This is a genomic window from Streptomyces sp. NPDC097981 (assembly GCF_040302565.1).
In the GTDB taxonomy this organism is placed as follows: Bacteria; Actinomycetota; Actinomycetes; order Streptomycetales; family Streptomycetaceae; genus Streptomyces.
Genome location: NZ_JBEORW010000063.1, coordinates 1 through 20,020 on the forward strand (window position 1 = coordinate 1; position 20,020 = coordinate 20,020).

Genomic DNA, 20,020 nt, shown 5'->3' on the forward strand with positions numbered 1-20,020 from the left:
ATCCTGGTCCACGACGCCCACAACGCCGGCCCGACCACCGCGTTCGCGCTGTCCCGGCTGGCCGACCCCCACACCCTGCACCAGACGCCCATCGGAGTCTTCCGCAGCGTGGAGCGGCCGGTCTACGACACCCTCATGGCCGAACAGCTCGAAGCGGCCGCCGACGCCAAGGGCAAGGGCGACCTCAGCACCCTCCTCACCGGCAACGACACCTGGACGGTCAACCGCCCGCTCCGCTGACCGACCGGCGAAGCGACGACGCCCGAGCGCCAGGAGCGCTCGGGCGTTGTCGTCGGCGGCGGCAGCCGCCGAGACGGATCAGGAACGGAGAAGCGCAGGCCGCCGAGCCCCAACTAACGTGATGCGTATGGACATCACCATTCACACGAGCTCCCTGCCGCACGACGATCCGGACGCGTCCCTGGCCTTCTACCGCGACGCCCTCGGCTTCGAGGTCCGCAGTGACGTCGGGCACGGAAAGATGCGCTGGATCACGGTCGGCCCCGTCGGCCAGCCCGGCACGTCCATCCTCCTGGCGCCGCCGGCCGCCGACCCCGGCATCACCGAGGCCGAGCGCCGCACCATCGTGGAGATGATGGCCAAGGGCACGTACGGCTGGATCCTGCTGGCCACCCGGGACCTCGACGCCGTCTTCGAGAAGGTGCGGGCCACCGACGCCGAGGTCGTCCAGGAGCCGACCGAGCAGCCGTACGGCGTCCGCGACTGCGCCTTCCGCGACCCCGCGGGCAACCTGATCCGCATCCAGGAACTTCGCTGAGCCGACCGCCACCGCCGAAAGGGAGCTTACGCATGTGCCATCCCGCGTGGGGGCGCGCACTCGCCGAGGCGCAGCGCCTGAAGGACCTGGCGCGACTGCGCCGCGTCCGCGACCGGATCGACCGGGAGTACGCGCAGCCGCTGGACGTCGAGGCGCTCGCCCTCGGCGCGGACATGGCGGCCGGGCACCTCGGCCGCCAGTTCCGGCTCGCCTACGGCGAGTCGCCGTACGCCTACCTGATGACGCGTCGCGTCGAGCGCGCGACGGTGCTGCTCCACCATGCCGGCCTTGATGCGGCCGAGGTCTGCTCCGCGGTCGGCTGCTCCTCGCCGGACGCCTTCGGCACCCGCTTCACCCAGCTGGTCGGCATGGCTCCCGGCGCCTACCGGCGCCGTGCCACGGCCGCCGCGGGGGTGCCGTCGTGCGCGGCGCAGCGGGCGACCGGACCGGTCAGGAATCGAGAAGCACCGGCCCCCGAGCCGCAACTAGCGTGATGGACATGACCTCCATCGAGACCCTGACCCTTGAGGTGGCCGACACCGCGGCCGCCGACCGTTTCTACACCGCCTTCGGCCTGGGCTCCCGGGTGAGCCTGCGTGCCTCGGAGGCGCCGACGACCGGATTCCGCGGGTTCGCGCTGGCGCTCACGGTGTCCCAGCCGTCCGTCGTCAACGGCTTCATCGGCGCCGCCCTCGATGCCGGCGCCACGGCACTGAAGCCCGCCGCGAAGTCGTTCTGGGGCTACGGCGGCGTCGTGCAGGCACCGGACGGCACGATCTGGAAGGTCGCGTCCTCGGCGAAGAAGGACACCGGCCCGGACACCCGGCAGATCGACGAGCTCGTGCTCCTCCTGGGGTCCGCGGACGTGACCGCGAGCAAGCGGTTCTACGTCGACCGCGGCCTCGCCGTCGCGAAGAGCTTCGGGGCGAAGTACGTCCAGTTCGACACCCCGTCGAGCCTCGTCAAGCTGGCGCTGTACGGGCGCGGCGCCCTCGCCAAGGAGGTCGGCGTCCCGGCCGACGGCACCGGATCGCACCGGCTCGTGCTCGGCGGCGACGCCGGGGCCTTCACCGACCCGGACGGATTCGCCTGGGAGACCGCGGTGCCGGTCCCCGCGACCTGACCGAAGCCCCGCCCGGGCCGGCAGGGCCCGTTCGCTAGGCGAACGGGCCCTCGGCCGTGAAGCGGCGCAGGTCGCCGGCGAACCTCTCGGCCTCACCCGGCGCCCATGAGGACAGGCTCGCCATGATGTGGGCGGCCAGCCGTGCGCGCAGCTCTGCCACCGCGGACCGGCCCTCCTCGGTGAGCACGAGCAGGTGTGCACGCCGGTCGGCGGGGTCCGCCTCCCGGCGGATGAGGCCCGCGGCCTCCAGCCGGGAGGCGCGGCGGGTGACACCGGAGCGGTCGATTCCGACGTCGGGGGCCAGGTCGGCCGCGCTGCGGGGCCCGGTCCGGGCCAGGGCGCTGAGTACCGGGTAGGTCAGTTCGTCCAGCGCCTCGCCCATGCCCTCGGTGAGCCGCTTGTGCAGCTGCGCGCGGGTGGTGCGCTTGAGCAGGATGCCCAGCGCGTCTGCGATCTCATGTCCGACTTCGTTCTCCACACCACAAGAATAGCGTGCGCGACGCACGCAGTGCCTGCTACAGTGACGGAGATGCGTGCGAAACGCACGCACTTCCCCATGCTCTGCGAGGAACTGCCATGACGCGCACCGGAATAGCCGCCGCCCTCGACGACCTGCTCTTCAGCCGCGACCTCACCGTGGAGGAGGCCGCGGACCGCCACTTCACCCCGGACTACCGCCAGCGCACGGACGGCGAGTGGGCGGACCGCGCCGGGTTCGTCGAACACATCACCCACCTGCGCACCGTCGTCGCCGACGGCCGTGTCGAGGTGCACGAAGAGCTCTACGACGGCGGCAAGTACGCCGACCGGCACACCGCCCACATCACGAAGACGGACGGCTCGACCGTCAGCATGGAGGTCTACGTGTTCGCCGACCTCGCGCCCGACGGCCGGTTCAGCCGCATCGAGGAGACCACCCTGATGCTGCAGGGTTCCGACGCCGACCGCACCATCGGCAGCGCCCGCTGAGGCCTGCCGTCCGCAACGGGCCCCGGCACGGGACCCCGATCAGGCCGCGGGTGCGGCGGGCGCGGCCGGGGTCGCAGCGGCGGTGAGGGCGCGGATGGAGGTCTGCTGCGAATAGGCGAGCAGGCCGATCGTCGTCGCGCTCATGACCAGGGCGAAGACCACGTGGCCGAGGGTCGAGTGGACGGTCAGGCCCACGGCGTTCAGGGCGAAATGGCTGCCGACCCGGAGGGCGATCAGGGTGATGGCGACCCTGCGGGTCTCCTTGCCGCGCCACAGTGCCTTGGCGAGCCTGAGCCGCTTGCGCATGACCGTCAGCGAGACGGTGATGTTCACGGCCAGCAGGACCAGCAGCACCGGCCACGCCGAGGGGAAGGCCCGCAGGATGTCGAAGGCGGCCGCGAGAACGCCTTCGAAGCCGAAGAACCAGACCGGAAGCCGGTAGTCGGCCGGTGCCAGGCCCGTGGTGTCGATCGGTTCGGCCGGCGCGGCCTTTTTCTTCAGGATGTTCATTCTGCTGCCCCCGTGGTTGATGCGGTGATCGCCATTTTGCCGGGGGGAGCGTCCCGGGGGGCAGGGTCCCGGGTCACGTCTGCACTGTGACAGCTGTCATGCATCGGCCAGGACGGGGCCCGGCCGCTCCTGCGGATACAGTCCGTCTTCGACATCTTCGTCTTCGACTTCGGCCTCGGGAGGGGAATGCCCGCGCGGACGACTCACGGCGGGGAAGCCGGGTGCGGTCCCGGTGGCGTACGACCGGGTGGCGGATCCCCGGCGGCGCGCCCCGTACCCCCTTTCGACCCCGAAGTCGGGGTCGCGCTGGCGGCCTTGGATAAGGAGTCGAGGGAGCCGATCACCCTGGACAACCTCCGGGCCAGGCAGGAGCGGGACGCGGCGACCCGCCCCAGCCCGACCGCGGAGGACCTGCGCGCCGACGGCCGCTTCGAGGTGGCGGAGTTCCGTGTGCCCGGACCGCCGGACCAGCCGGACGTCACGCTCGTGAGCGCCCGGCCGTCCGGCCTCGCCGGTCCGCTGCCCCTCTTGTACTACATGCACGGCGGCGGCATGGTCATGGGCAACGCCCGGTCCGTGCTTCCGGGAATCCTCCGCGCATGGGCCTTCCCGCTGGGACTGGCCGTCATCTCGGTCGAGTACCGCCTGGCGCCGCGCACGCAGTACCCCGGACCACTGGAGGACTGCTACGCCGGACTCGTCTGGGCGGCCGGGCACGCGGCCGAACTGGACATCGACGCCGACCGCATCGTCATCGGGGGCAAGAGCGCCGGCGGCGGGCTCGCCGCGGCCCTCGCCCTGCTGGCCCGCGACCGCGGCGGCCCCCGGCCCCTGGGACAACTGCTGCTGTGCCCGATGCTCGACGACCGCGGCAGCACCTTCTCCAGCCACCAGATGACCGGCCTCGGCGTATGGGACCTCACCTCCAGCACGACCGGGTGGAAGGCACTGCTGGGCGACCGCTTCGGTGCCGCGGACCTGCCCCCGTACGCGGCCCCCTCGCGCGCCACGGACCTTTCCGGACTCCCCCCGGCCTATGTCGAGGTCGGGTCGGCCGAGATCTACCGGGACGAGGACGTGGCGTACGCGAACGCGATCTGGCAGGCCGGCGGCCAGGCCGAACTGCACGTATGGCCCGGCGCATGCCACGGCTTCGACGGCCTGGCACCGCAGGCGGCCCTCACCCGGGACGCCCGGGACGCCCGCACCCGCTGGCTCCGGCGTCTCCTCGCCCACTCCGGCACGTAGGTCCTTCGGTGTGGCGGGACGGCACCGCACCGGCCGTGGGGGGAAGATCGACGGCACTGGGGAGGAGTCCGTTCCGACGATGTGGTGAAGGAAGCACACTGATGGCTACAGGCAAAGTGAAGTGGTTCAACGCGGACAAGGGTTTCGGGTTCATCGCCCAGGACGACGGCGGGCCGGACGTGTTCGTCCACTTCTCCGCCATCCAGACCACCGGCTTCAAGGAGCTGTTCGAGGACGACCGCGTCGAGTTCGATGTCACGCAGGGCCCGAAGGGCCCGCAGGCGGAGAACGTCGTCAGGCAGTAGCCCGGCCGGGGCCGCCCGGGCAACACCCGGGCGGCCCGGCCGCGGCCCGCTCAGACCCCTTCGCCGAGCACGGCACCGACCAACTGCCGCTGGTCGTCGGTCAGGTACGGATCGTGCAGCTCCAGCACCTTGCCGTCGATGTGGACGACGTAGGAGAAGCCGTCGGGCACGGGGCGGGCCGGGGGAGCCTCGTCGCTCAGCGAGCGCTCGGCCAGGCGTTCCAGCTCGGCGCCGTCGACCCGGTACGCCGTGTCGAGGGAACCCGTCCGTTCCCTGCCTGCGAACCCGCCCGTACGCGTGACGGTGATCAGCATCGTGAGACCTCCTCGGACAGAGCACCGCCCTCCGGGCTCGCCGGCCGGGAGACCGGGAACGCGGCGCATCGGATGTGGACACCCTTCGCCTGCCCCCGAAACGCACGCACGTGCGCCATCCGTGGCCGGGAACCCGGAATCCGCACGAGGATGTCCGAAAACCCAACGGAGAGGTGTCACATGCCGAAGCGTCACGCAGTGGTGGCCGGAGCCGGAATCGGCGGCCTCACGGCCGCCCTCGCACTGCACCGCCGCGGCTGGCACGTCACCGTCTGCGAACGCGCCCCCGAACCCCCCGTCACCGGCGCCGGCATCGGCCTCGCCCCCAATGCCCTGCGCGCACTCGACGCCATCGGAGTCGACGCCGCCCGGGCCGCCGGCAGCGCCGTACCCGTCACGATGGGCGTCCGCAGCTCCGCAGGCCGGTGGCTCACCCGGGCCGGCACCGCCGACATGGCGGCCCGCTACGGCATGCCCCCGATCGCCGTCCCGCGCCCGGCCTTCACCGCCGCCCTGGCCGCCGCGCTGCCGCCGCAGACCGTTCGCTACGGCACCCCCGTGACCGCCGTCGACGACGCCGCCGGCCGCCCGACCGTCCGCACGGCCACCGGTCCGGACCTCCGCGCCGACCTGGTCGTCGCCGCCGACGGCATCCACAGCCCGCTGCGCCGCACGTACTTCCCCGCCCACGCCGGCCTGCGCTACATCGGCGAGACCGCCTGGCGGGCCCTCGTGGACGCCCCGGACCTGCGGATACCGGCCATGAGCGAGACCTGGGGGCGGGGCGAGCGGTTCGGCGTGACCCCGCTCTCCGACGGCCGGTTCTACCTCTACGCCACCGCGGTCCTTCCGGCCGGCACCCGGTCGGCCGACCCCCGGGCCGAACTCCGCCGCCGCTTCGGCTCGTGGCACGACCCGATTCCCGCCCTGCTGGACCGCGTCGGCCGCCTCGACCCCGCCGGCGTCCTCCAGAACGACCTCTACGACCTCGCCGCCCCGCTCCCCAGCCTGCACCACGGCCGGATCGCCTGGCTGGGCGACGCCGCCCACGCCATGGCCCCCAACCTCGGCCAGGGCGGCTGCCAGGCCATCGAGGACGCCGTGGTCCTGGCCCACCTGCTCCCCACCGCAGACACCGACGGCCCGGACCCCGTCCCGGCCGCCCTCGCCGCGTACACGGCCGCCCGCCGCGACCGTACCGACGCCGTACGCGTCCGCGCCCGCCGGGTCGGCCGCCTGGGCGCTCTGCGCAACCCGCTCGCGGTGGCGGCCCGCAACCTCGCGGTCCGCGCCACCCCCACCCGCCTGGCCCTGCGCGGCATGGACGACCTCTTCGACGGCTTCCGGCTCCCTGACCGGCCCGTCACCCCGGTTCACCCATGAGAGTCAACATCTTCCGCCCGGGTTTTCAGAACCGGCAGAAGGGGAGGATCGCCGCGTACCCCGACGAACAGGTCGTGGACGCAGCAGAAGGGCACGAACGATGGCTCAGGGCTCCATCAAGTGGTTCAACGCAGAGAAGGGATTCGGCTTCATCGAGCAGGACGGCGGCGGCCCGGACGTCTTCGTGCACTACTCGGAGATCCAGGGCAGCGGGTACCGGAGCCTGGACGACGGCCAGCGGGTCGAGTTCGAGATCGGACAGGGCCAGAAAGGGCCGCAAGCCCAGCAGGTCCAGGCCATCTGAGCCCGCTCCGCCACCGGCCGGGCCCGCATGAGCGGGCCTGTCCTCTAGCCTGGCCGACGTGGATGTGCGGGGGCGGAGGTACCGGTACGTGAGGCCGGCCGAGCTGCGGGCACTGGTCCGGCCCGGGGGCGGGGGCCGGAGCATCCGCTCCGCGGGGGAGCTCGACGCCTGGTTCCTGGAGCGGGCCGAGGAGCGGGCCGAGCCCTTCACTTTCGTCGTCGACATCGCCGGTGTGCTGCGGCTGGCACCGCGCCGGAGCGAGCACGTGGTCTGTGCCGGCGGAGGCGCGGTTCTCGGTGCCGGGGAGATGACCTTCCGCGGGGAGTCCGGGACGTGGACGGCCGAAGAGGTCGGCAACCAGTCGACCGGCTATTGCCCGGACACCGCCTCCGGGCCGGCCGTCGCCGCTGCCCTGGCCGCGGCCGGGATCGGGCATCCGTCCGGCTTCACCCACGAAGTGGTGTTCCGCCGCTGTCCCGCCTGCGATCAGCTCAACATCGTGCGGGAGGAGTACTTCGTGTGCGTCTTCTGCGATGGGCTACTGCCGCAGGAATGGAACGGGGAGCATGCCGGCTGACCGCGGCAGGAACGGCCGCAGCCGTTCCCACCCCGTATCGGACAGCTCTCGGCTCAGGGGCCGACGTATTCGTACACACCCCCGTGAGGGTGACGCAGCACCGCCCGGTGACCGTTGGGGGTGGGATGCGCCGGCATCACCACGGTGGCACCGGCTGCAACCCCTTCCTCGACGGCGGCGGCCAGATCTGCGACCGCCAGAGTGGCACTCACTCCCGCGACCCTCTGCACTGCCTCGTCCGGACCGCAGAACAGAAGGAAGGGCCCGACACTCGCCAGATGCACACCGGCGAAGTCGAAGCGGCCGGCCGTCCGGCCGGTCAGCCGCTCGTAGAAAGGGATGGCCGCTTCCAGGTCGTCAACGCGCTGTCGTGCGATCACCGAGTCGATCTTCATCGGCATGCTGGAGCACCTCGTCAGGGTCGGGGGGGTGTATCGCAATCATTGTTTCGATCCCGGGGTGGCCGACTGCCGGCCGCCCCGGGCCTGCGAACGCTCAGCCATCGCCGCGGCTCTGCCAGGCTGCGCGCTGGCGCAGCGAGATCCGGTTGCCGTCCGGATCCACTGCCTCGATGCGGACCCCGAACCCGTAGTCCTCCGGTTCGGGCTGGTCGAAGGTCACGCCGCGGTCGCGGAGCACCTTGAAGTCTGCCCGCAGGTCGTCCGATTCGAGAAAGAGCGGACCGGGGGTGCCGCCCGGCTGCCGTTCGGCCGGCTGGCCCGAGGCGGCGGCGTGAGGCCAGAGCACGATCTCGATCGGACTGCCGGGGACGCCTACGGTGAGGAAGCGTCCGTCGGGGCCCGAGTGGTCGACGCGCTTCTCCAGGCCGAGCTGTTGCGTGTAGAACCTCAGCGCGCGGTCCTGGTCGGTGATGTAGAGCGTCACGTACATGATGTTTGTCAGCATCGCGTTGTCCTTCCGACTGCCGGGCTGCGTTACTTCACTGACGGGCCCCGACGGGAGAACGTGACGGATGGACGGAGAAAACTTCCGAACGACGGCTTCGAGGATGACCGGGCCTACCCCGCAGGCGGTCGCGAACCGGCTGCCGGGGCCGCAGGCCGAGGCCGATGACGCCATCCGGCAGACCTGACTGCGCCCCACCGCCTGGGCAGGCCCTCGAAGGCCGGGACGGCGAGCCCGTGGAGGCCGGGACGGCGAGCCCGTGGAGGTGGTCCGGCGGCCCTTCCGGATCGACCCCATGGCCCCGGAAGACTCCCTGCCTCTGGCCGGCCACGGATCCGGCGACGCCGCACTCCGGGGTTCGGTGGCGGAGGAAGGGCTGCGGCCCCGTTTCGTCGACGCCCTCGGCATCGCCCTGGCGAGGCGATAGGAGTGAAGACGTCGTCCACGATCGTGGTCGGCGGCGAGGGCCTGCCGGCTGCCAGCCGATGCGCAGACCCTCCGCGGCGAGACGCCGCTGCCCGCAGCTCGGAATACCTCGGCCGCAGTCCTCGTTCCCAGGTGTAGTTGAATCGTAAACAACCTCGGGAAAGGGAGCGGAGCCATGCAGTTCGGGATCTTCACCGTCGGAGACGTCACGCCCGATCCGACGACCGGACGCGCGCCCGGCGAGCACGAGCGCATCAAGGCGATGCTCGCCATCGCGCAGAAGGCCGAGGAGGTCGGCCTCGACGTCTTCGCCACCGGCGAGCACCACAACCCGCCGTTCGTCCCCTCCTCGCCGACGACGATGCTCGGCTACATCGCCGCGCGCACCGAGAACCTGATCCTGTCCACGTCGACGACGCTGATCACCACGAACGACCCGGTGAAGATCGCCGAGGACTTCGCGATGCTCCAGCACGTCGCGGACGGCCGCGTCGACGTGATGACGGGCCGCGGGAACACCGGCCCGGTCTACCCCTGGTTCGGCAAGGACATCCGCGACGGCATCGACCTCGCCATCGAGAACTACGCGCTGCTGCGCCGCCTGTGGGACGAGGACGTCGTCACCTGGAACGGCAAGTTCCGTACGCCGCTGCAGTCCTTCACCTCCACCCCGCGCCCCCTCGACGGCGTCGCGCCCTTCGTGTGGCACGGCTCCATCCGCTCGCCCGAGATCGCCGAGCAGGCCGCGTACTACGGCGACGGCTTCTTCCACAACAACATCTTCTGGCCGGCCTCCCACACCGAGCAGATGGTGAACCTCTACCGGCAGCGCTACGCCCACTACGGGCACGGCACCCCCGAGCAGGCCATCGTCGGGCTCGGCGGCCAGGTGTTCATGCGCAAGAACTCGCAGGACGCAGTCCGTGAGTTCCGCCCGTACTTCGACAACGCACCCGTCTACGGCCACGGCCCCTCCCTGGAGGAGTTCACCTCCCAGACCCCCCTGACCGTCGGCTCACCGCAACAGGTCATCGAGCGCACCCTGTCCTTCCGGGACTACGCCGGCGACTACCAGCGCCAGCTGTTCCTGATGGACCACGCAGGCCTGCCCCTCAAGACCGTCCTGGAGCAGCTCGATCTGCTCGGCGAAGAGGTCGTACCCGTCCTCCGCAAGGAGTTCGCGAACCTGCGCCCGGCCGGCGTGCCGGACGCGCCGACGCACTCGGCCCGCGTGGCGGCGGCCCGGGGCACCACGAAGCAGGAGACGCAGGCATGAAGCTCGTCGTCGTATCGGCGGGTCTCAGCTCGCCCTCCTCGACCCGCCTGCTCGCCGACCGCCTCACGGCCGCCACACTCACCCGCGTGGATGCCGAACCCGAAGTGACCGAACTGAGGGACCTGGCCACGGAGACCGCCCAGCACCTCGTCACCGGCTTCCCCTCCGCCCGCCTGGCCGCCGCGCTCGACGCGGTCGCAGCCGCGGACGGCCTGATCGCCGTGACCCCCGTCTTCGCGGCCTCCTACAGCGGCCTGTTCAAGTCGTTCTTCGACGTCATCGACAAGGACGCCCTCACCGGCAAGCCGGTGCTCCTCGGCGCGACCGGCGGCACGGCCCGGCACTCCCTGGTCACCGAACACGCCCTGCGCCCGCTGTTCACCCACCTGCGCGCGCTCGTCCTGCCGACCGCCGTGTACGCGGCCTCGGAGGACTGGGGCAAGGAGGGCCTGGCCCGGCGCATCGCCCGCGCGGGCACGGAACTGGCCCGCTTCATGACGCCCGCCCCCCGCGCCACCGCCCCGGACGTCGACACCACCGACGCGATCGCACCCCGCTCACTGACGGGAGCGATCACGTCGGTGGCCCCGGCGGACGGCTTCGAGATCGTGCCCTTCGAACAACGCCTGGCCGCGCTGCGCGCCGGGCAACCACAGCCGGCCCGCGTGGCGGTCAGCCGGTCGTGGCCGGCATCTCCTTGATCCGGTCGACGACCGTCCGGGTCATGACGGCGCTGGTGGACACGACCGTGCCGGGCTTGATCAGGCCCTGCTCGCCGGACTCGCCCTGCACCTGGACGGTGCGCTCACCGAGGAACACGAGGGTCTGACGGTCGAAGATCCACTCTTCGCGCCGGCCGGACTGCTCGTCCAGGCGGGCGACGGCGAGTCCGTGGCGGCCGGCGGCGTCGACGGCGTCGTCCACCGTCACCACGCCGGGGATCTTCGCCGCGGCCTTGTAGAGCGCGGCCGTGAGCTCGGCCGGGGGGTAGCTGCCGCGCAGCAGGTCACCGATCGTGGTGAACGCCTCCTGGTCGGGGCTGCGGCCGTGGCCCCTGGTCTCCTCGTAGATCCGCCGCAGCAGCGCGTCGGGGTCGGCGGGCAGGGCGGCGAGGTAGTTGTAGCTGGGCGCGTTGAGGTTCGCCGTCGGGGTCCGGCCCGTTTCGTCGGGCCCCTCCAGGGTCACGCCTTCCGGGCCGGTGTTGCCGGGCTCGATCAGCCAGCCCTTGGTGCCGTCCGGGGAGTTCCACTGGTGGCGCAGGTGCAGTTCTTCGCTGACCAGCGTGTGCTTGCCGTTGACGCTCTTCACGTAGGTGGTGGCCGTCTTGCTCCCGATGTAGATGAACCGGTCCGCCCGCACCGCCGTGCCGGAGGCGGGGGAAGACGAGGCGGCGAGAGAAATGCGGTCCAGGAGCTGCGGTGTGCCCTGGGGGTCTGTGGCGCCGATCCGGGTGGTCAGCACCGGACCCGTGGCGACGGCGGAGCCGGGTCCGTCCGCGGCGCCCCGGTCCACGTAGGCGAGGAAGCCGGTGGCGAGCGCGCCGGCCAGGGCGAGGGCCGCGGCGGGCACGAGGATCGCACGGCGCAGGAACGGGTTGCGCGACGTGGCGGTACGGGCCGGGGTATCGGCGGCGTGGAGGTCTTCGTGGATCTGGGCCATCAGGCGCTCCTTGTGGAACTGGTGGCGGCCCGCGGGCAGTTCCCGTTCGGCGAACGGCGGGAGGGGACGGGAAAGGTCGGCGTTCATCGGATTCCTTCCTGTGCGGACCGGACCGGCTTCGCGCGGTCGCCATATGTCTGTCGGGACCGGGCTGCGAGTTCCCGCCTGTTTTTCTTCAGTTCCGCTCCGGCGAGTCTGTGCAGCTTCGTACGGGCCCGGGACAGCCGGGAACGGACGGTTCCGACCGGGATGCCGAGGACCCGGGCGGCCTCGGCGTACTCCAGGCCCTCACACAGGCACAGCAGCAGGACTTCGCGTTCGGGCCGGCGCAGCGCACTCAACTGCGCGAGTGTGGCCGCGATCTGCCGCCGGTCGTCCAGCCGGCCGGCCACCTCGTCGGCGTGGTCGGGCACGGCTGCGGCACCCGCTGCCGCCGCGGTGGCGGCAGCAACGGCCCGGTAGCGCCGATTGCTGCGGCAGTGGTTGCGGGCGAGGTTGGTGGTGATGCCCAGCAGCCAGGGCCGGAGCGATCCGCCCTCGGGGTCGACCGTGCCGCGCAGCCGCCACGCTTCCAGGAAGGCCGCCGACATGACATCCTCCGCGGCGGCCCAGTCCCCGGTCATCCGGAAGGCATGGTTGTAGAGGGTGCGGGCGTAGCTGTCGAACAGCTCCGCATAGGCGTCCGGATCCCCGGACCGCACCCGGGTTCGCATTTCTGTCGTCACTCCTGTCGGCTGTCCGGCAACCCCGCCCGGGTTCCCGTGACCTGCGTCACGCCGACCCCTCTTCCGGTGCCACGAGGCGGCGACTCCCCAGCCGGACCGCGACGGGCATCAGGCCGCCCGGCGGCACTCGTCCGTTCCGCAGTCCGATGTGGCCGCGCGTCACGCCGTGCGCGTCGGTCATGCCCTGATCAGATCATCTCGCTTCGCCCGCGGCCGCGGCGCCTCGACCACGCCCAGGCCGACGGCCCTCGGTCGCCGCCGTCGAGCGGGCGGACGGTCCCCGGAACGAGGAACGGGAGCCCGACGTCACGTACGTCTGGCTCCCGTGACCTCACTCCCGGTCCCCCGTCCGGGAGTGAGGCTCCTGTTCCCCCGTAGGGGAGATCATCAGTGCGCGTGGGCGTCGTACAGGGTCTTGCAGCTGTTGCTGGCCTGCAGGGTCATCCAGTGCCACTTCAGCTTGTCGCGGGTCTGCGGGCCGTACACGCCGTCGGGGTCGGCACCGATGATCTTCTGGACGCGGGCGAGGGCCGCGGCCGTCTTCGGGCCGAACTTGCCGTCGGGCGTGCCGAGGTCCTGGCCGTAGCAGTAGTTCAGGGTGTCCTGGAGGTAGTACACCTGCATGCCCTTGGCGCCGGAGCGCAGGGTGCAGAAGTTGGTGCCCTGGGGGTCGATCGTGGGGACCTTCGTGTAGAAGTCGCCGCTGTAGTAGGTGGCGTAGTCGGTGCAGCCGGGGACGGCTGCCTGTGCGGCCGGGCTGAAGCCGATCAGGCCGGCGGTCATCGCGGCGGCGGCGCCGAGGGTGGCGAGCGTGCGCTTGAGGTTCATGTGTGGGTCGACCCCCGAGGTGCGGTCCGAAGCGATCGGATGCGAAAGGATGTGAGCGGTCGGCACGTTGCCGTCCGACGCCGAGAAACCTAGCCGCGATCCGGCACCCCGGATTCCGCCTTCCACGGGGCGTCCCGGGCCCGGCCGGCTTCCCGGGAAGGGACGGTGGGAGGACCACGGCGGAAGGCCGTGCTCTGATCCGAGGGCCCCGCCCGTCCCGCGGACTGCCTCACGCCCGGTCCGTCCCACGGTGTCCCAGGCGCGTCCCGCGGTGTCCCACGGACGTCCCGACGTGTGTCCCGGCACATGTCCCGGCCACCGCACCCGCCCGAGCCGGCCCTCCACGGCCTTGTGCCACCAGGCCCTGGACATCCTCCGGAACCTGCTGAGGTGCTGGACCGGCGCCTGTGGCCGCTCCGGTCCCACGGACGATCAGTCCCAGAGAGAGATCGCCAGGACCAGCGCGATGACCGGGATCAGCAGCCACGGCTCGGCCAGGACCAGGAGCCCGCTGAAGATCAGGGAGAAGTACGCCAGTGCCTTCGCGACGCGGCGCCGGGCCCTGCTCTTCCTGCCCTTGTTCCTCTTCGAGCCCTTGTGATGCGCCGCCTCCGTGCCGGAGACCGCCTCAAAGGTCTGCGTGCCGGTGCCGGTGCCGGTGCCGGTTTCGATTGCGGTTTCGGGCTTCATGTCGATGTTCGTCATGCCGCTGAGCTTCGTCGCGGGAGCACCGCTGTCGCGTCGGTGAAGCCTGCCTAGCTAGGTGAAGACCACCGACGCGTACGTAGTGCCGCCACGGCGAAGGTTGGTCCGTGAACGCTTACACGGATTGCGCGGAGATCGTCTTGTGGGTACGGCATGCGGACGGCCGGTGGTCGGCCAGGACGGTCTGGTTGGTGGTGCTGGGCGGGCAGGCGTATGTCCGCTCGGCATTCGGCCGGCGCAGTGCCTGGTACCGACGGGTACTGCGGGATGCGGACACCGAGGTGGAGGTGGCCGGGGTCCGGATGTCCGTCACCCTCCGGCCGGTGGACGGCCTCGGACTCGTCCAGCGGGTCTCCGGTGCCTACCGGGCCAAGTACGGGTCGAGCTGGCCCGGCCCGGTGGAGTCGATGAACGGGCCCGAGGCCGCGGCCACCACCATGCGGCTAACGGATGTCGGGCAGGTCCCGCAGTTGCCTGCGTGAGGTGAGCCCGAGCTTGCGGAAGATGTTGCGCAGGTGCGCGTCGACCGTCCGAGGACTGAGGAACAGCTTCGCCGCCACCTCCTTGGAGGTGGCGCCATCGGCGACCAGGCGTGCGATGTGCACCTCCTGCATCGTCAGCTGGTCCGACGCCTTCGACGCGCGGCTGCGGGCCTGCTCGCCCGTGGCGCGGAGTTCGCCTGCGGCGCGCTCGGCGAACGCCTCCAGACCGAGATCGGACAGCGACTCGTGCGCCGGCCGCAGCGCGGACCGGGCGTCACGCCGTCGGCCCTGGCGGCGCAGCCACTCCCCGTACAGCAGCTGTGCCCGGGCACGGTAGACGACCAGAGCGCTGTCGTCGAGCAGGCCGATCGCCTCCTGGTAGGCGGACTCGTCCTCGGTCACCAGAGCCCGCGCACAGGCCTCGACGCCGAGGCCCCACGCGTGCCCGCCCGCCTGCGTGCGCTCCCGGAGGGACGCGAGGGCTGCGGCGGCGACCTCGGTCTCGCCGCATCGCATCGCCGCCTCGACCAGCTCGGGCAGGGCGAGGCTCGACGTGCCGACGGCGCCGTACTCGACCGCTTGCTTCGCCGCCTTCAGCGCGGCCGGGTAATCGGCCAGGCCATTGCCGAGAACAGCCGTCGCCCACTGCACGCTGAGGGTCATCCGCTGATCCACCGACGCGAACAGTTCGGCGGCGTCCCCCCGCCGCCCGCGCAACGCGGCCAGGTGGAGGCGCGGGTAGACCAGCGGCGCCGCGCCGGTGGCGTCGGCGATCGCCTCCTCCTCCGAGATCAGCTCCATCGCGGCACCGAAGTCGCCGGCGTGCGCGGTCACGGCGGCCAGCATGGCCAGTCCGATGGGCAGCACGTGGAAGGAGCCCGACTCCCGGCCGGCCGCGACGGCACGCGTGGCGATGCCGTACATGGCGTCGCGGTTCCACAGCTCGGTGCCCACCATGAAGCCCAGTGACGGCCGCCTGGCCCACACCTCGTGCCCGGCGTCGCCGACGACCGGCCTCAGGAGCTCCCCGGCCGCCCGATGCCCGGCGCCGACCAGGCTGGTGAGGCCGGTCAGGACCGCCGCCGCGCCGGCCACCGGCTCACCCGACGGCGGGACCTTCGCGACGGCGTCCACCACAGGGCCGAGGCCGCCGAGCAGGACACCCATCTCCATGGCGTCCAGATAGCACTCCCGTGACCAGGCGGGGTCGGTGGCCGCCAGCCGTGCGGCGGCACGCAGGAGGTACTCCGTGGGGCCTTCGTCTCCCCGGCGACGGACGAACGACAGCCTGCCGCGGAGCAGGTCGGCCCTGGCGTCCTGGCCCGGATCGTCGGTCGCCACGGTGGTGAGCAGTCCGGCCGCCGCATCGAAGTCACCCACCGAGAGCTTGGCCTCGGCCGCGGCGAGGACCCGCTCGGCGCGTTGGACCGGACCGATCGTGAGCGCGGCCGAGCGTTCGAGGAAGGCCGCCGCCGCCGCGACACCTCCTCGTTCGCGGGCGCGATGGGCGGAGGCTTCGAGCTCGGCGGCGACCTGCTCGTCCGGACCGGCACTGGCCTGCGCGCGATGCCAGGCCCGCCGGTCGGGATCGGCGACCGGGTCGGTCACGGCGGCCAGCGCCTCGTGCGCCCTGCGCCGCTCCTCCGGCGCCGCAGTGCTGTAGGCGGCCGAACGCGCGAGGGGGTGGCTGAACCGGATCCGGGTGCCGAACTCGACCAGCGGCGCGGACTCCGCGGCGGCAGCCGCGTCGATGCCCAGGAGTTCCGCCGCGCGCCACAGCAGGCCGGGGTCGCCGATCGGGTCGGCGGCGGCGACGGTCACCAGCAGCCGGGCCGCCGGCGGCAGCAGTTCCAGCCGGGACCGGAAGCTCTGCTCGATCACTGCGGGTACCGAGTCGGGCTGGGCGAACCCGCCCGCCATCCCGGCGAGTCCGGCGGTCCTGGGAAGCTCCACCAGCGCGAGGGGATTGCCGCGCGCCTCGGCCAGGATGCGGTCGCGCACCCGCTCGTCCAACGGGGCGCGGATCGCCGCGGCCAGCAGCGCGCGGGCATCCGATGCGCCGAGCCCCTGAAGCGAACGGCTGGGCAGCTCGTCCAGCTCGGGCAGGCGGCTCGGCTCGCGCACCGCGAACACGAGGGCGATCGACTCGGCCGAGACCCGGCGGGCCAGGAAGGCCAGTGCCTTGGCCGACGCCCGGTCGAGCCACTGTGCGTCGTCGACGACACACAGGAGCGGACGTTCCCGCACGGTCTCCACCAGGAGTCCCAGCGACGCGACGCCGACCAGGAACGGATCGGGTGTGCCGGTGTCGAGGCCGAAAGCGATCTCCAGCGCCTTGCGATGCGGCGCGGGCAACGCCATCAGCCGGTCGGTGACGGGCGCGAGCAACTGGTGCAGCGCGGCGAACGGCAGCTCCGTCTCGAATTCCGCACCGGACGCCCGCATGACGAGGAATCCGGTCGCGGCCTCGTCCAAGTGCCGCAGCAGCACGCTCTTGCCGATGCCCGCCTCACCGCGCAGGACCAGGGCGCCGCCCCGGCTCTCCCGCGCCGCCTGAAGCAGGGCGTCGAGCCGGCGTATCTCGTCCTGACGGCCGACCAGCGCATCCGTGTGTGTCTCGGGCATGCCCGAAAACCTATGCGGTCACGGGCCGCAGGGGAATCCGAGGCCGGCCCCCGTCACCCAAGGGTCCGCCGTAGGCAGTCCTATAGGCGATGACCACCGACGCGAGCGGGAGGCTCCCGCTGCGAGTGTCGGGACATGACCCGCACCGCACCGCAACGGACGACAACCGGATGGATACCGCTGGCGGTCCTGGCCACGGCCCAGTTCCTGGTCGTGCTGAGCACGTCGATCGTGAACGTCGCCCTGCCCCAGATCCGGGCCGGACTCGAACTGTCGGACACGGGCCAGGCGTGGACGGTCAATGCCTACGTACTGGCCTTCGGCGCCCTGTTGCTGCCGGGCGGGCGGGCAGGCGACGTATACGGCCTTCGTCGCGTGTTCCTGCTCGGCATCGGCCTGTTCGCCCTCTCCTCCCTGGGCGCGGCGCTGGCGCCCACGGCGACCGTGCTGATCGCCTGCAGGGCGGTGATGGGAATCGGGGCCGCACTGCTGGCACCCACGGCGCTCGCCCTGGTGCTGACGCTCTATCCCGGCAAGGAGCAGCGTGGCACCGCGCTCGGCGTGTGGGGTGCGGTCTCCGGGGCCGGCGGGGCGGCGGGCGTGCTGCTGAGCGGGCTGCTCACCAGCCTGTTCGGCTGGCGCGCGGTGTTCGTCGTGATGGTGCCCTTCGCCCTGGCCGTGCTGGTGGCCACCCGGCTGCTGGTCGGCGCCGACCGGCCACGCGGCGGAAGCCCGGACGCGCCGGGCACGGTGACGGTGACGGCGGGGCTGGTCGCACTCACCTACGGCCTGTCAGGGCCTTGGCCGCTGGCCGTGCTCGGTCTGGCGCTGCTCGGCCTGTTCGCGGTGCTCCAGCGCCGAGCCGCCGACCCGCTGCTGCCGGCGCGCATGAGCGTGGTGGCGGTGCCCAACGTGCTGATGGCCCTGCTGGGCGCGGTCTGGCTCGGACTGTTCTACTTCCTGCCCCTCTACCAGCAGCACGCCCTCGGCTACTCGCCCCTGGAAGCCGGGCTGACCCAACTCCCCCTCGCCCTCATGGTCACCCTCTCGTCGTGGGCGACCGGCAAGGTCTCCGGCCGCCATGTGCTCCCCGTCGGCCTGCTGGTCCTCGCGGCCGGACTGGCCTGGCTGTCCACGACCCCGGCCGACGGCACCTTCCTCGTGAACCTGCTCGGTCCGACGCTCCTCATCGGCACCGGGCTGGGGGTGGCCTTCGTACGGCTCACCGCGATGTCCTCCACGGGCGTCCCCGCCGCCGACAACGGCCTGGCCGGCGGGCTGGTCAACGCCGCCCGGCAGATCGGCGGAGCCATCGGCCTGTCCTTCCTGGTCCTGTTCCCCTCCTCCGGCGCGGCCTTCCTGGCCTGCGCCGCCCTGACCCTGCTCATCTCGGCTCTCTCAACGCGAAAGGCGTGACCATGACCCTGGACAAGCCGTACACCACCGGCCACTTCACCCCCGTCCCCGACGAGATCACCGGTCGCGAGCTGAAGGTGCGCGGCACCCTCCCGCCCGAGCTGAACGGCCGCTACTTCCGCAACGGCCACAACCCCAAGCCGGGCATCACCCCCAGCCACTGGTTCCGCGGCGAGGGCATGATCCACGGTGTCCGCCTCAAGGACGGCCGGGCCGAGTGGTACCGCAACCGCTGGGTGCGCACCCCCTTCCTGGACGGCGTGCCGTTCACCGGAACCGAGCTCGAAGTCAGCGCCGCCGCAACCAACATCATCTTCCACGGGGGCCGCTACCTGGCCCTGCAGGAGGCCAACCTGCCCTGGGAAGTCAGCGCCGACCTCGACACGATCGGCGTCTACGACTTCGGCGGCAAGCTCACCAGCGCGATGACCGCCCACCCCAAAGAGGACCCGGAGACCGGCGAACTGCACTTCTTCAGCTACAGCCCCTTCCCGCCGTACCTGACCTACTACGTGGCCGACGCCTCCGGTGACATCGTCAGGTCGCAGATCGTCGACGGCGCCGGCCCGTCGCTCATGCACGACTTCGCCATCACCCGCGAGCACGTCGTCTTCATCGACTCGCCGGTGGTCTTCGACCACGCCGAGCAGTCCGGCATCCCCTACCGCTGGCACGACGACGTCCCGCTGCGCATCGGCGTGATGCCCCGCGCCGGAGGCAAGCCCACCTGGTTCGAGGCCCCCGACCAAGCGGCCCTGCTCCACGTCTCCAACGCCTACACCGACGCACGCGGCCGGATCGTCCTCGAAGCACCGGGCTTCGACCGCTCCGCCTGGGAGAGCTCGTGGAAGTGGTGGACCGGCGCCCCCGGCTACGGCACCAGCCCCGCCACCGGCACGACCTTCCACCGCTGGATCGTCGACCCGGCCACGGGCAAGGTCACCACCGAGTCCCTGGGCGACCTCGTGACCGAGTTCCCGTCGATCAACGACGCCTACACCGGCTCGAACCACCGCTACAGCTACGCCATCGCCTTCCCCGGCGCGGGCCTGTCGGGCTACCACACCGCCAAATTCGACACCCGCACCGGCGAGCAGAAGCTCTTCGCCCACGGCGAGGCCCGGATGCCCGGCGAGGCCGTCTTCGCACCCGCCGACGGCGGGACCGCCGAGGACGACGGCTACCTGCTCACCATCGTCAGCGACCTCAAGGCCGACGCCTCGGAGCTGCTCGTCCTGGACGCGGGCGACCTGAGCACCGTGGCCGCCGTCGAACTCCCCCGCAGGGTCCCCGCCGGCATCCACGGCCACTGGATACCCGACGCCGAACTGCCTGCCTGACCCACCCAAGCCGCCCGGGCCGCCGTGATCCCCCACACGGCGGCCCGGGCTCCACCACCGGGAAACCGGCAAGACCCGCCCCTCAGAGGTCTCATGAGGACGGCGCATCAAGCACGTCCTG

The 20,020-nt window shown here is 71.9% G+C and carries 26 protein-coding genes and 1 pseudogene; 16 read left to right on the forward strand and 11 right to left on the reverse strand.

Annotated elements, in window-relative coordinates; genetic code table 11:
- The 4 genes and pseudogenes from ABTY04_RS36440 to ABTY04_RS36455 all read left to right on the forward strand — a co-directional run.
- Positions 1-240 (forward strand): annotated as a pseudogene (locus ABTY04_RS36440) (2-oxoacid:ferredoxin oxidoreductase subunit beta); the annotation flags it as partial.
- Positions 241-367: 127 nt separating this feature from the next.
- Positions 368-778: a VOC family protein gene (locus ABTY04_RS36445; protein ID WP_352217729.1), complete on the forward strand. Its 411-nt coding sequence runs from the start codon at positions 368-370 to the stop codon at positions 776-778.
- A 32-nt stretch (positions 779-810) separates the two neighbouring features.
- The gene (locus tag ABTY04_RS36450; RefSeq protein WP_352217730.1) at positions 811-1,272 is read left to right on the forward strand and encodes a helix-turn-helix transcriptional regulator; all 462 of its coding nucleotides are present in this window, start codon (positions 811-813) and stop codon (positions 1,270-1,272) included.
- 5 nt (positions 1,273-1,277) lie between these two features.
- Positions 1,278-1,901: a glyoxalase gene (locus ABTY04_RS36455; protein ID WP_352217731.1), complete on the forward strand. Its 624-nt coding sequence runs from the start codon at positions 1,278-1,280 to the stop codon at positions 1,899-1,901.
- A 34-nt stretch (positions 1,902-1,935) separates the two neighbouring features.
- On the opposite strand, the gene ABTY04_RS36460 is transcribed toward ABTY04_RS36455, so the two are convergent.
- Positions 1,936-2,379 carry a MarR family winged helix-turn-helix transcriptional regulator gene (locus ABTY04_RS36460; protein WP_352217732.1) on the reverse strand — a complete coding sequence of 148 codons (444 nt, stop codon included), beginning with the start codon at positions 2,377-2,379 and terminating at the stop codon, positions 1,936-1,938.
- A gap of 98 nt (positions 2,380-2,477) precedes the next feature.
- Here ABTY04_RS36460 and ABTY04_RS36465 point away from each other — a divergent pair, with 98 nt between their 5' ends.
- Positions 2,478-2,870, forward strand: coding sequence for a nuclear transport factor 2 family protein (locus tag ABTY04_RS36465; protein ID WP_352217733.1), 393 nt, complete (start codon positions 2,478-2,480; stop codon positions 2,868-2,870).
- Between the two features lie 39 nt (positions 2,871-2,909).
- On the opposite strand, the gene ABTY04_RS36470 is transcribed toward ABTY04_RS36465, so the two are convergent.
- Complete coding sequence (locus tag ABTY04_RS36470; RefSeq protein ID WP_352217734.1) at positions 2,910-3,380, reverse strand: hypothetical protein; 471 nt, start codon at positions 3,378-3,380, stop codon at positions 2,910-2,912.
- Between the two features lie 306 nt (positions 3,381-3,686).
- On the opposite strand from ABTY04_RS36470, the gene ABTY04_RS36475 reads away from it, so the two are divergent.
- On the forward strand, positions 3,687-4,628 hold the full coding sequence (locus tag ABTY04_RS36475; protein WP_352217761.1) for an alpha/beta hydrolase: 942 nt from the start codon (positions 3,687-3,689) through the stop codon (positions 4,626-4,628).
- Between the two features lie 101 nt (positions 4,629-4,729).
- Positions 4,730-4,933, forward strand: coding sequence for a cold-shock protein (locus tag ABTY04_RS36480; protein ID WP_352217735.1), 204 nt, complete (start codon positions 4,730-4,732; stop codon positions 4,931-4,933).
- 50 nt (positions 4,934-4,983) lie between these two features.
- Here the strand turns inward: ABTY04_RS36480 and ABTY04_RS36485 are convergent, their stop codons facing one another.
- The gene (locus tag ABTY04_RS36485; RefSeq protein ID WP_352217736.1) at positions 4,984-5,247 is read right to left on the reverse strand and encodes a protealysin inhibitor emfourin; all 264 of its coding nucleotides are present in this window, start codon (positions 5,245-5,247) and stop codon (positions 4,984-4,986) included.
- 180 nt (positions 5,248-5,427) lie between these two features.
- On the opposite strand from ABTY04_RS36485, the gene ABTY04_RS36490 reads away from it, so the two are divergent.
- The 3 genes from ABTY04_RS36490 to ABTY04_RS36500 all read left to right on the forward strand — a co-directional run bounded on the left by ABTY04_RS36490 (position 5,428) and on the right by ABTY04_RS36500 (position 7,511).
- On the forward strand, positions 5,428-6,630 hold the full coding sequence (locus ABTY04_RS36490; RefSeq protein ID WP_352217737.1) for an FAD-dependent monooxygenase: 1,203 nt from the start codon (positions 5,428-5,430) through the stop codon (positions 6,628-6,630).
- A gap of 100 nt (positions 6,631-6,730) precedes the next feature.
- Entirely contained in the window at positions 6,731-6,934 is a 204-nt protein-coding gene (locus tag ABTY04_RS36495) for a cold-shock protein (RefSeq protein WP_352217738.1), read from the forward strand.
- An 88-nt stretch (positions 6,935-7,022) separates the two neighbouring features.
- Positions 7,023-7,511, forward strand: coding sequence for a hypothetical protein (locus ABTY04_RS36500; RefSeq protein WP_352217739.1), 489 nt, complete (start codon positions 7,023-7,025; stop codon positions 7,509-7,511).
- Between the two features lie 53 nt (positions 7,512-7,564).
- On the opposite strand, the gene ABTY04_RS36505 is transcribed toward ABTY04_RS36500, so the two are convergent.
- Positions 7,565-7,912: a VOC family protein gene (locus ABTY04_RS36505; protein ID WP_352217740.1), complete on the reverse strand. Its 348-nt coding sequence runs from the start codon at positions 7,910-7,912 to the stop codon at positions 7,565-7,567.
- A 94-nt stretch (positions 7,913-8,006) separates the two neighbouring features.
- On the reverse strand, positions 8,007-8,417 hold the full coding sequence (locus ABTY04_RS36510) for a VOC family protein (RefSeq protein ID WP_352217741.1): 411 nt from the start codon (positions 8,415-8,417) through the stop codon (positions 8,007-8,009).
- 295 nt (positions 8,418-8,712) lie between these two features.
- Between ABTY04_RS36510 and ABTY04_RS36515 the strand changes: the two genes are divergently transcribed.
- From ABTY04_RS36515 to ABTY04_RS36525, 3 genes are all read left to right on the forward strand, one after another.
- The gene (locus ABTY04_RS36515) at positions 8,713-8,844 is read left to right on the forward strand and encodes a hypothetical protein (protein ID WP_352217742.1); all 132 of its coding nucleotides are present in this window, start codon (positions 8,713-8,715) and stop codon (positions 8,842-8,844) included.
- A 174-nt stretch (positions 8,845-9,018) separates the two neighbouring features.
- On the forward strand, positions 9,019-10,119 hold the full coding sequence (locus tag ABTY04_RS36520) for an LLM class flavin-dependent oxidoreductase (RefSeq protein ID WP_352217743.1): 1,101 nt from the start codon (positions 9,019-9,021) through the stop codon (positions 10,117-10,119).
- Complete coding sequence (locus ABTY04_RS36525) at positions 10,116-10,820, forward strand: CE1759 family FMN reductase (RefSeq protein WP_352217744.1); 705 nt, start codon at positions 10,116-10,118, stop codon at positions 10,818-10,820. The genes ABTY04_RS36520 and ABTY04_RS36525 overlap by 4 nt, the downstream gene beginning before the upstream one ends.
- On the opposite strand, the gene ABTY04_RS36530 is transcribed toward ABTY04_RS36525, so the two are convergent.
- The 5 genes from ABTY04_RS36530 to ABTY04_RS36550 form a co-directional block, all read right to left on the reverse strand.
- The gene (locus ABTY04_RS36530; protein ID WP_352217745.1) at positions 10,792-11,865 is read right to left on the reverse strand and encodes a CU044_5270 family protein; all 1,074 of its coding nucleotides are present in this window, start codon (positions 11,863-11,865) and stop codon (positions 10,792-10,794) included. The two genes, ABTY04_RS36525 and ABTY04_RS36530, sit on opposite strands and share 29 nt — an antisense overlap.
- Positions 11,862-12,491 carry an RNA polymerase sigma factor gene (locus ABTY04_RS36535; RefSeq protein ID WP_352217746.1) on the reverse strand — a complete coding sequence of 210 codons (630 nt, stop codon included), beginning with the start codon at positions 12,489-12,491 and terminating at the stop codon, positions 11,862-11,864. Before ABTY04_RS36535 ends, ABTY04_RS36530 begins: the two co-directional genes overlap by 4 nt.
- A gap of 58 nt (positions 12,492-12,549) precedes the next feature.
- Positions 12,550-12,684: a hypothetical protein gene (locus tag ABTY04_RS36540; RefSeq protein ID WP_352217747.1), complete on the reverse strand. Its 135-nt coding sequence runs from the start codon at positions 12,682-12,684 to the stop codon at positions 12,550-12,552.
- A gap of 206 nt (positions 12,685-12,890) precedes the next feature.
- On the reverse strand, positions 12,891-13,331 hold the full coding sequence (locus tag ABTY04_RS36545) for a peptidoglycan-binding domain-containing protein (protein ID WP_352217748.1): 441 nt from the start codon (positions 13,329-13,331) through the stop codon (positions 12,891-12,893).
- 432 nt (positions 13,332-13,763) lie between these two features.
- Positions 13,764-14,036, reverse strand: a complete 273-nt coding sequence (locus ABTY04_RS36550; protein WP_352217749.1) for a hypothetical protein — start codon at positions 14,034-14,036, stop codon at positions 13,764-13,766.
- Positions 14,037-14,143: 107 nt separating this feature from the next.
- On the opposite strand from ABTY04_RS36550, the gene ABTY04_RS36555 reads away from it, so the two are divergent.
- Positions 14,144-14,518: a DUF2255 family protein gene (locus tag ABTY04_RS36555; protein WP_352217750.1), complete on the forward strand. Its 375-nt coding sequence runs from the start codon at positions 14,144-14,146 to the stop codon at positions 14,516-14,518.
- On the opposite strand, the gene ABTY04_RS36560 is transcribed toward ABTY04_RS36555, so the two are convergent.
- Positions 14,480-17,143 carry an ATP-binding protein gene (locus ABTY04_RS36560; protein ID WP_352217751.1) on the reverse strand — a complete coding sequence of 888 codons (2,664 nt, stop codon included), beginning with the start codon at positions 17,141-17,143 and terminating at the stop codon, positions 14,480-14,482. The two genes, ABTY04_RS36555 and ABTY04_RS36560, sit on opposite strands and share 39 nt — an antisense overlap.
- A gap of 135 nt (positions 17,144-17,278) precedes the next feature.
- On the opposite strand from ABTY04_RS36560, the gene ABTY04_RS36565 reads away from it, so the two are divergent.
- Positions 17,279-18,559: an MFS transporter gene (locus ABTY04_RS36565; RefSeq protein ID WP_352217752.1), complete on the forward strand. Its 1,281-nt coding sequence runs from the start codon at positions 17,279-17,281 to the stop codon at positions 18,557-18,559.
- A 2-nt stretch (positions 18,560-18,561) separates the two neighbouring features.
- On the forward strand, positions 18,562-19,899 hold the full coding sequence (locus ABTY04_RS36570) for a carotenoid oxygenase family protein (protein ID WP_352217753.1): 1,338 nt from the start codon (positions 18,562-18,564) through the stop codon (positions 19,897-19,899).
- Positions 19,900-20,020: the final 121 nt, after the last annotated feature.

Coding starts and splice junctions, on each gene's coding strand:
- ABTY04_RS36445 (WP_352217729.1), top strand. CDS start 368: ATGGACATCACCATTCACACGAGCTCCCTGCCGCACGACGATCCGGAC.
- ABTY04_RS36465 (WP_352217733.1), top strand. CDS start 2,478: ATGACGCGCACCGGAATAGCCGCCGCCCTCGACGACCTGCTCTTCAGC.
- ABTY04_RS36515 (WP_352217742.1), top strand. CDS start 8,713: ATGGCCCCGGAAGACTCCCTGCCTCTGGCCGGCCACGGATCCGGCGAC.
- ABTY04_RS36480 (WP_352217735.1), top strand. CDS start 4,730: ATGGCTACAGGCAAAGTGAAGTGGTTCAACGCGGACAAGGGTTTCGGG.
- ABTY04_RS36485 (WP_352217736.1), bottom strand. CDS start 5,247: ATGCTGATCACCGTCACGCGTACGGGCGGGTTCGCAGGCAGGGAACGG.
- ABTY04_RS36525 (WP_352217744.1), top strand. CDS start 10,116: ATGAAGCTCGTCGTCGTATCGGCGGGTCTCAGCTCGCCCTCCTCGACC.
- ABTY04_RS36535 (WP_352217746.1), bottom strand. CDS start 12,491: ATGCGAACCCGGGTGCGGTCCGGGGATCCGGACGCCTATGCGGAGCTG.
- ABTY04_RS36455 (WP_352217731.1), top strand. CDS start 1,278: ATGACCTCCATCGAGACCCTGACCCTTGAGGTGGCCGACACCGCGGCC.
- ABTY04_RS36570 (WP_352217753.1), top strand. CDS start 18,562: ATGACCCTGGACAAGCCGTACACCACCGGCCACTTCACCCCCGTCCCC.
- ABTY04_RS36560 (WP_352217751.1), bottom strand. CDS start 17,143: ATGCCCGAGACACACACGGATGCGCTGGTCGGCCGTCAGGACGAGATA.
- ABTY04_RS36550 (WP_352217749.1), bottom strand. CDS start 14,036: ATGACGAACATCGACATGAAGCCCGAAACCGCAATCGAAACCGGCACC.
- ABTY04_RS36510 (WP_352217741.1), bottom strand. CDS start 8,417: ATGCTGACAAACATCATGTACGTGACGCTCTACATCACCGACCAGGAC.
- ABTY04_RS36490 (WP_352217737.1), top strand. CDS start 5,428: ATGCCGAAGCGTCACGCAGTGGTGGCCGGAGCCGGAATCGGCGGCCTC.
- ABTY04_RS36470 (WP_352217734.1), bottom strand. CDS start 3,380: ATGAACATCCTGAAGAAAAAGGCCGCGCCGGCCGAACCGATCGACACC.
- ABTY04_RS36540 (WP_352217747.1), bottom strand. CDS start 12,684: ATGACCGACGCGCACGGCGTGACGCGCGGCCACATCGGACTGCGGAAC.
- ABTY04_RS36505 (WP_352217740.1), bottom strand. CDS start 7,912: ATGCCGATGAAGATCGACTCGGTGATCGCACGACAGCGCGTTGACGAC.
- ABTY04_RS36495 (WP_352217738.1), top strand. CDS start 6,731: ATGGCTCAGGGCTCCATCAAGTGGTTCAACGCAGAGAAGGGATTCGGC.
- ABTY04_RS36450 (WP_352217730.1), top strand. CDS start 811: ATGTGCCATCCCGCGTGGGGGCGCGCACTCGCCGAGGCGCAGCGCCTG.
- ABTY04_RS36565 (WP_352217752.1), top strand. CDS start 17,279: ATGACCCGCACCGCACCGCAACGGACGACAACCGGATGGATACCGCTG.
- ABTY04_RS36530 (WP_352217745.1), bottom strand. CDS start 11,865: ATGAACGCCGACCTTTCCCGTCCCCTCCCGCCGTTCGCCGAACGGGAA.
- ABTY04_RS36545 (WP_352217748.1), bottom strand. CDS start 13,331: ATGAACCTCAAGCGCACGCTCGCCACCCTCGGCGCCGCCGCCGCGATG.
- ABTY04_RS36520 (WP_352217743.1), top strand. CDS start 9,019: ATGCAGTTCGGGATCTTCACCGTCGGAGACGTCACGCCCGATCCGACG.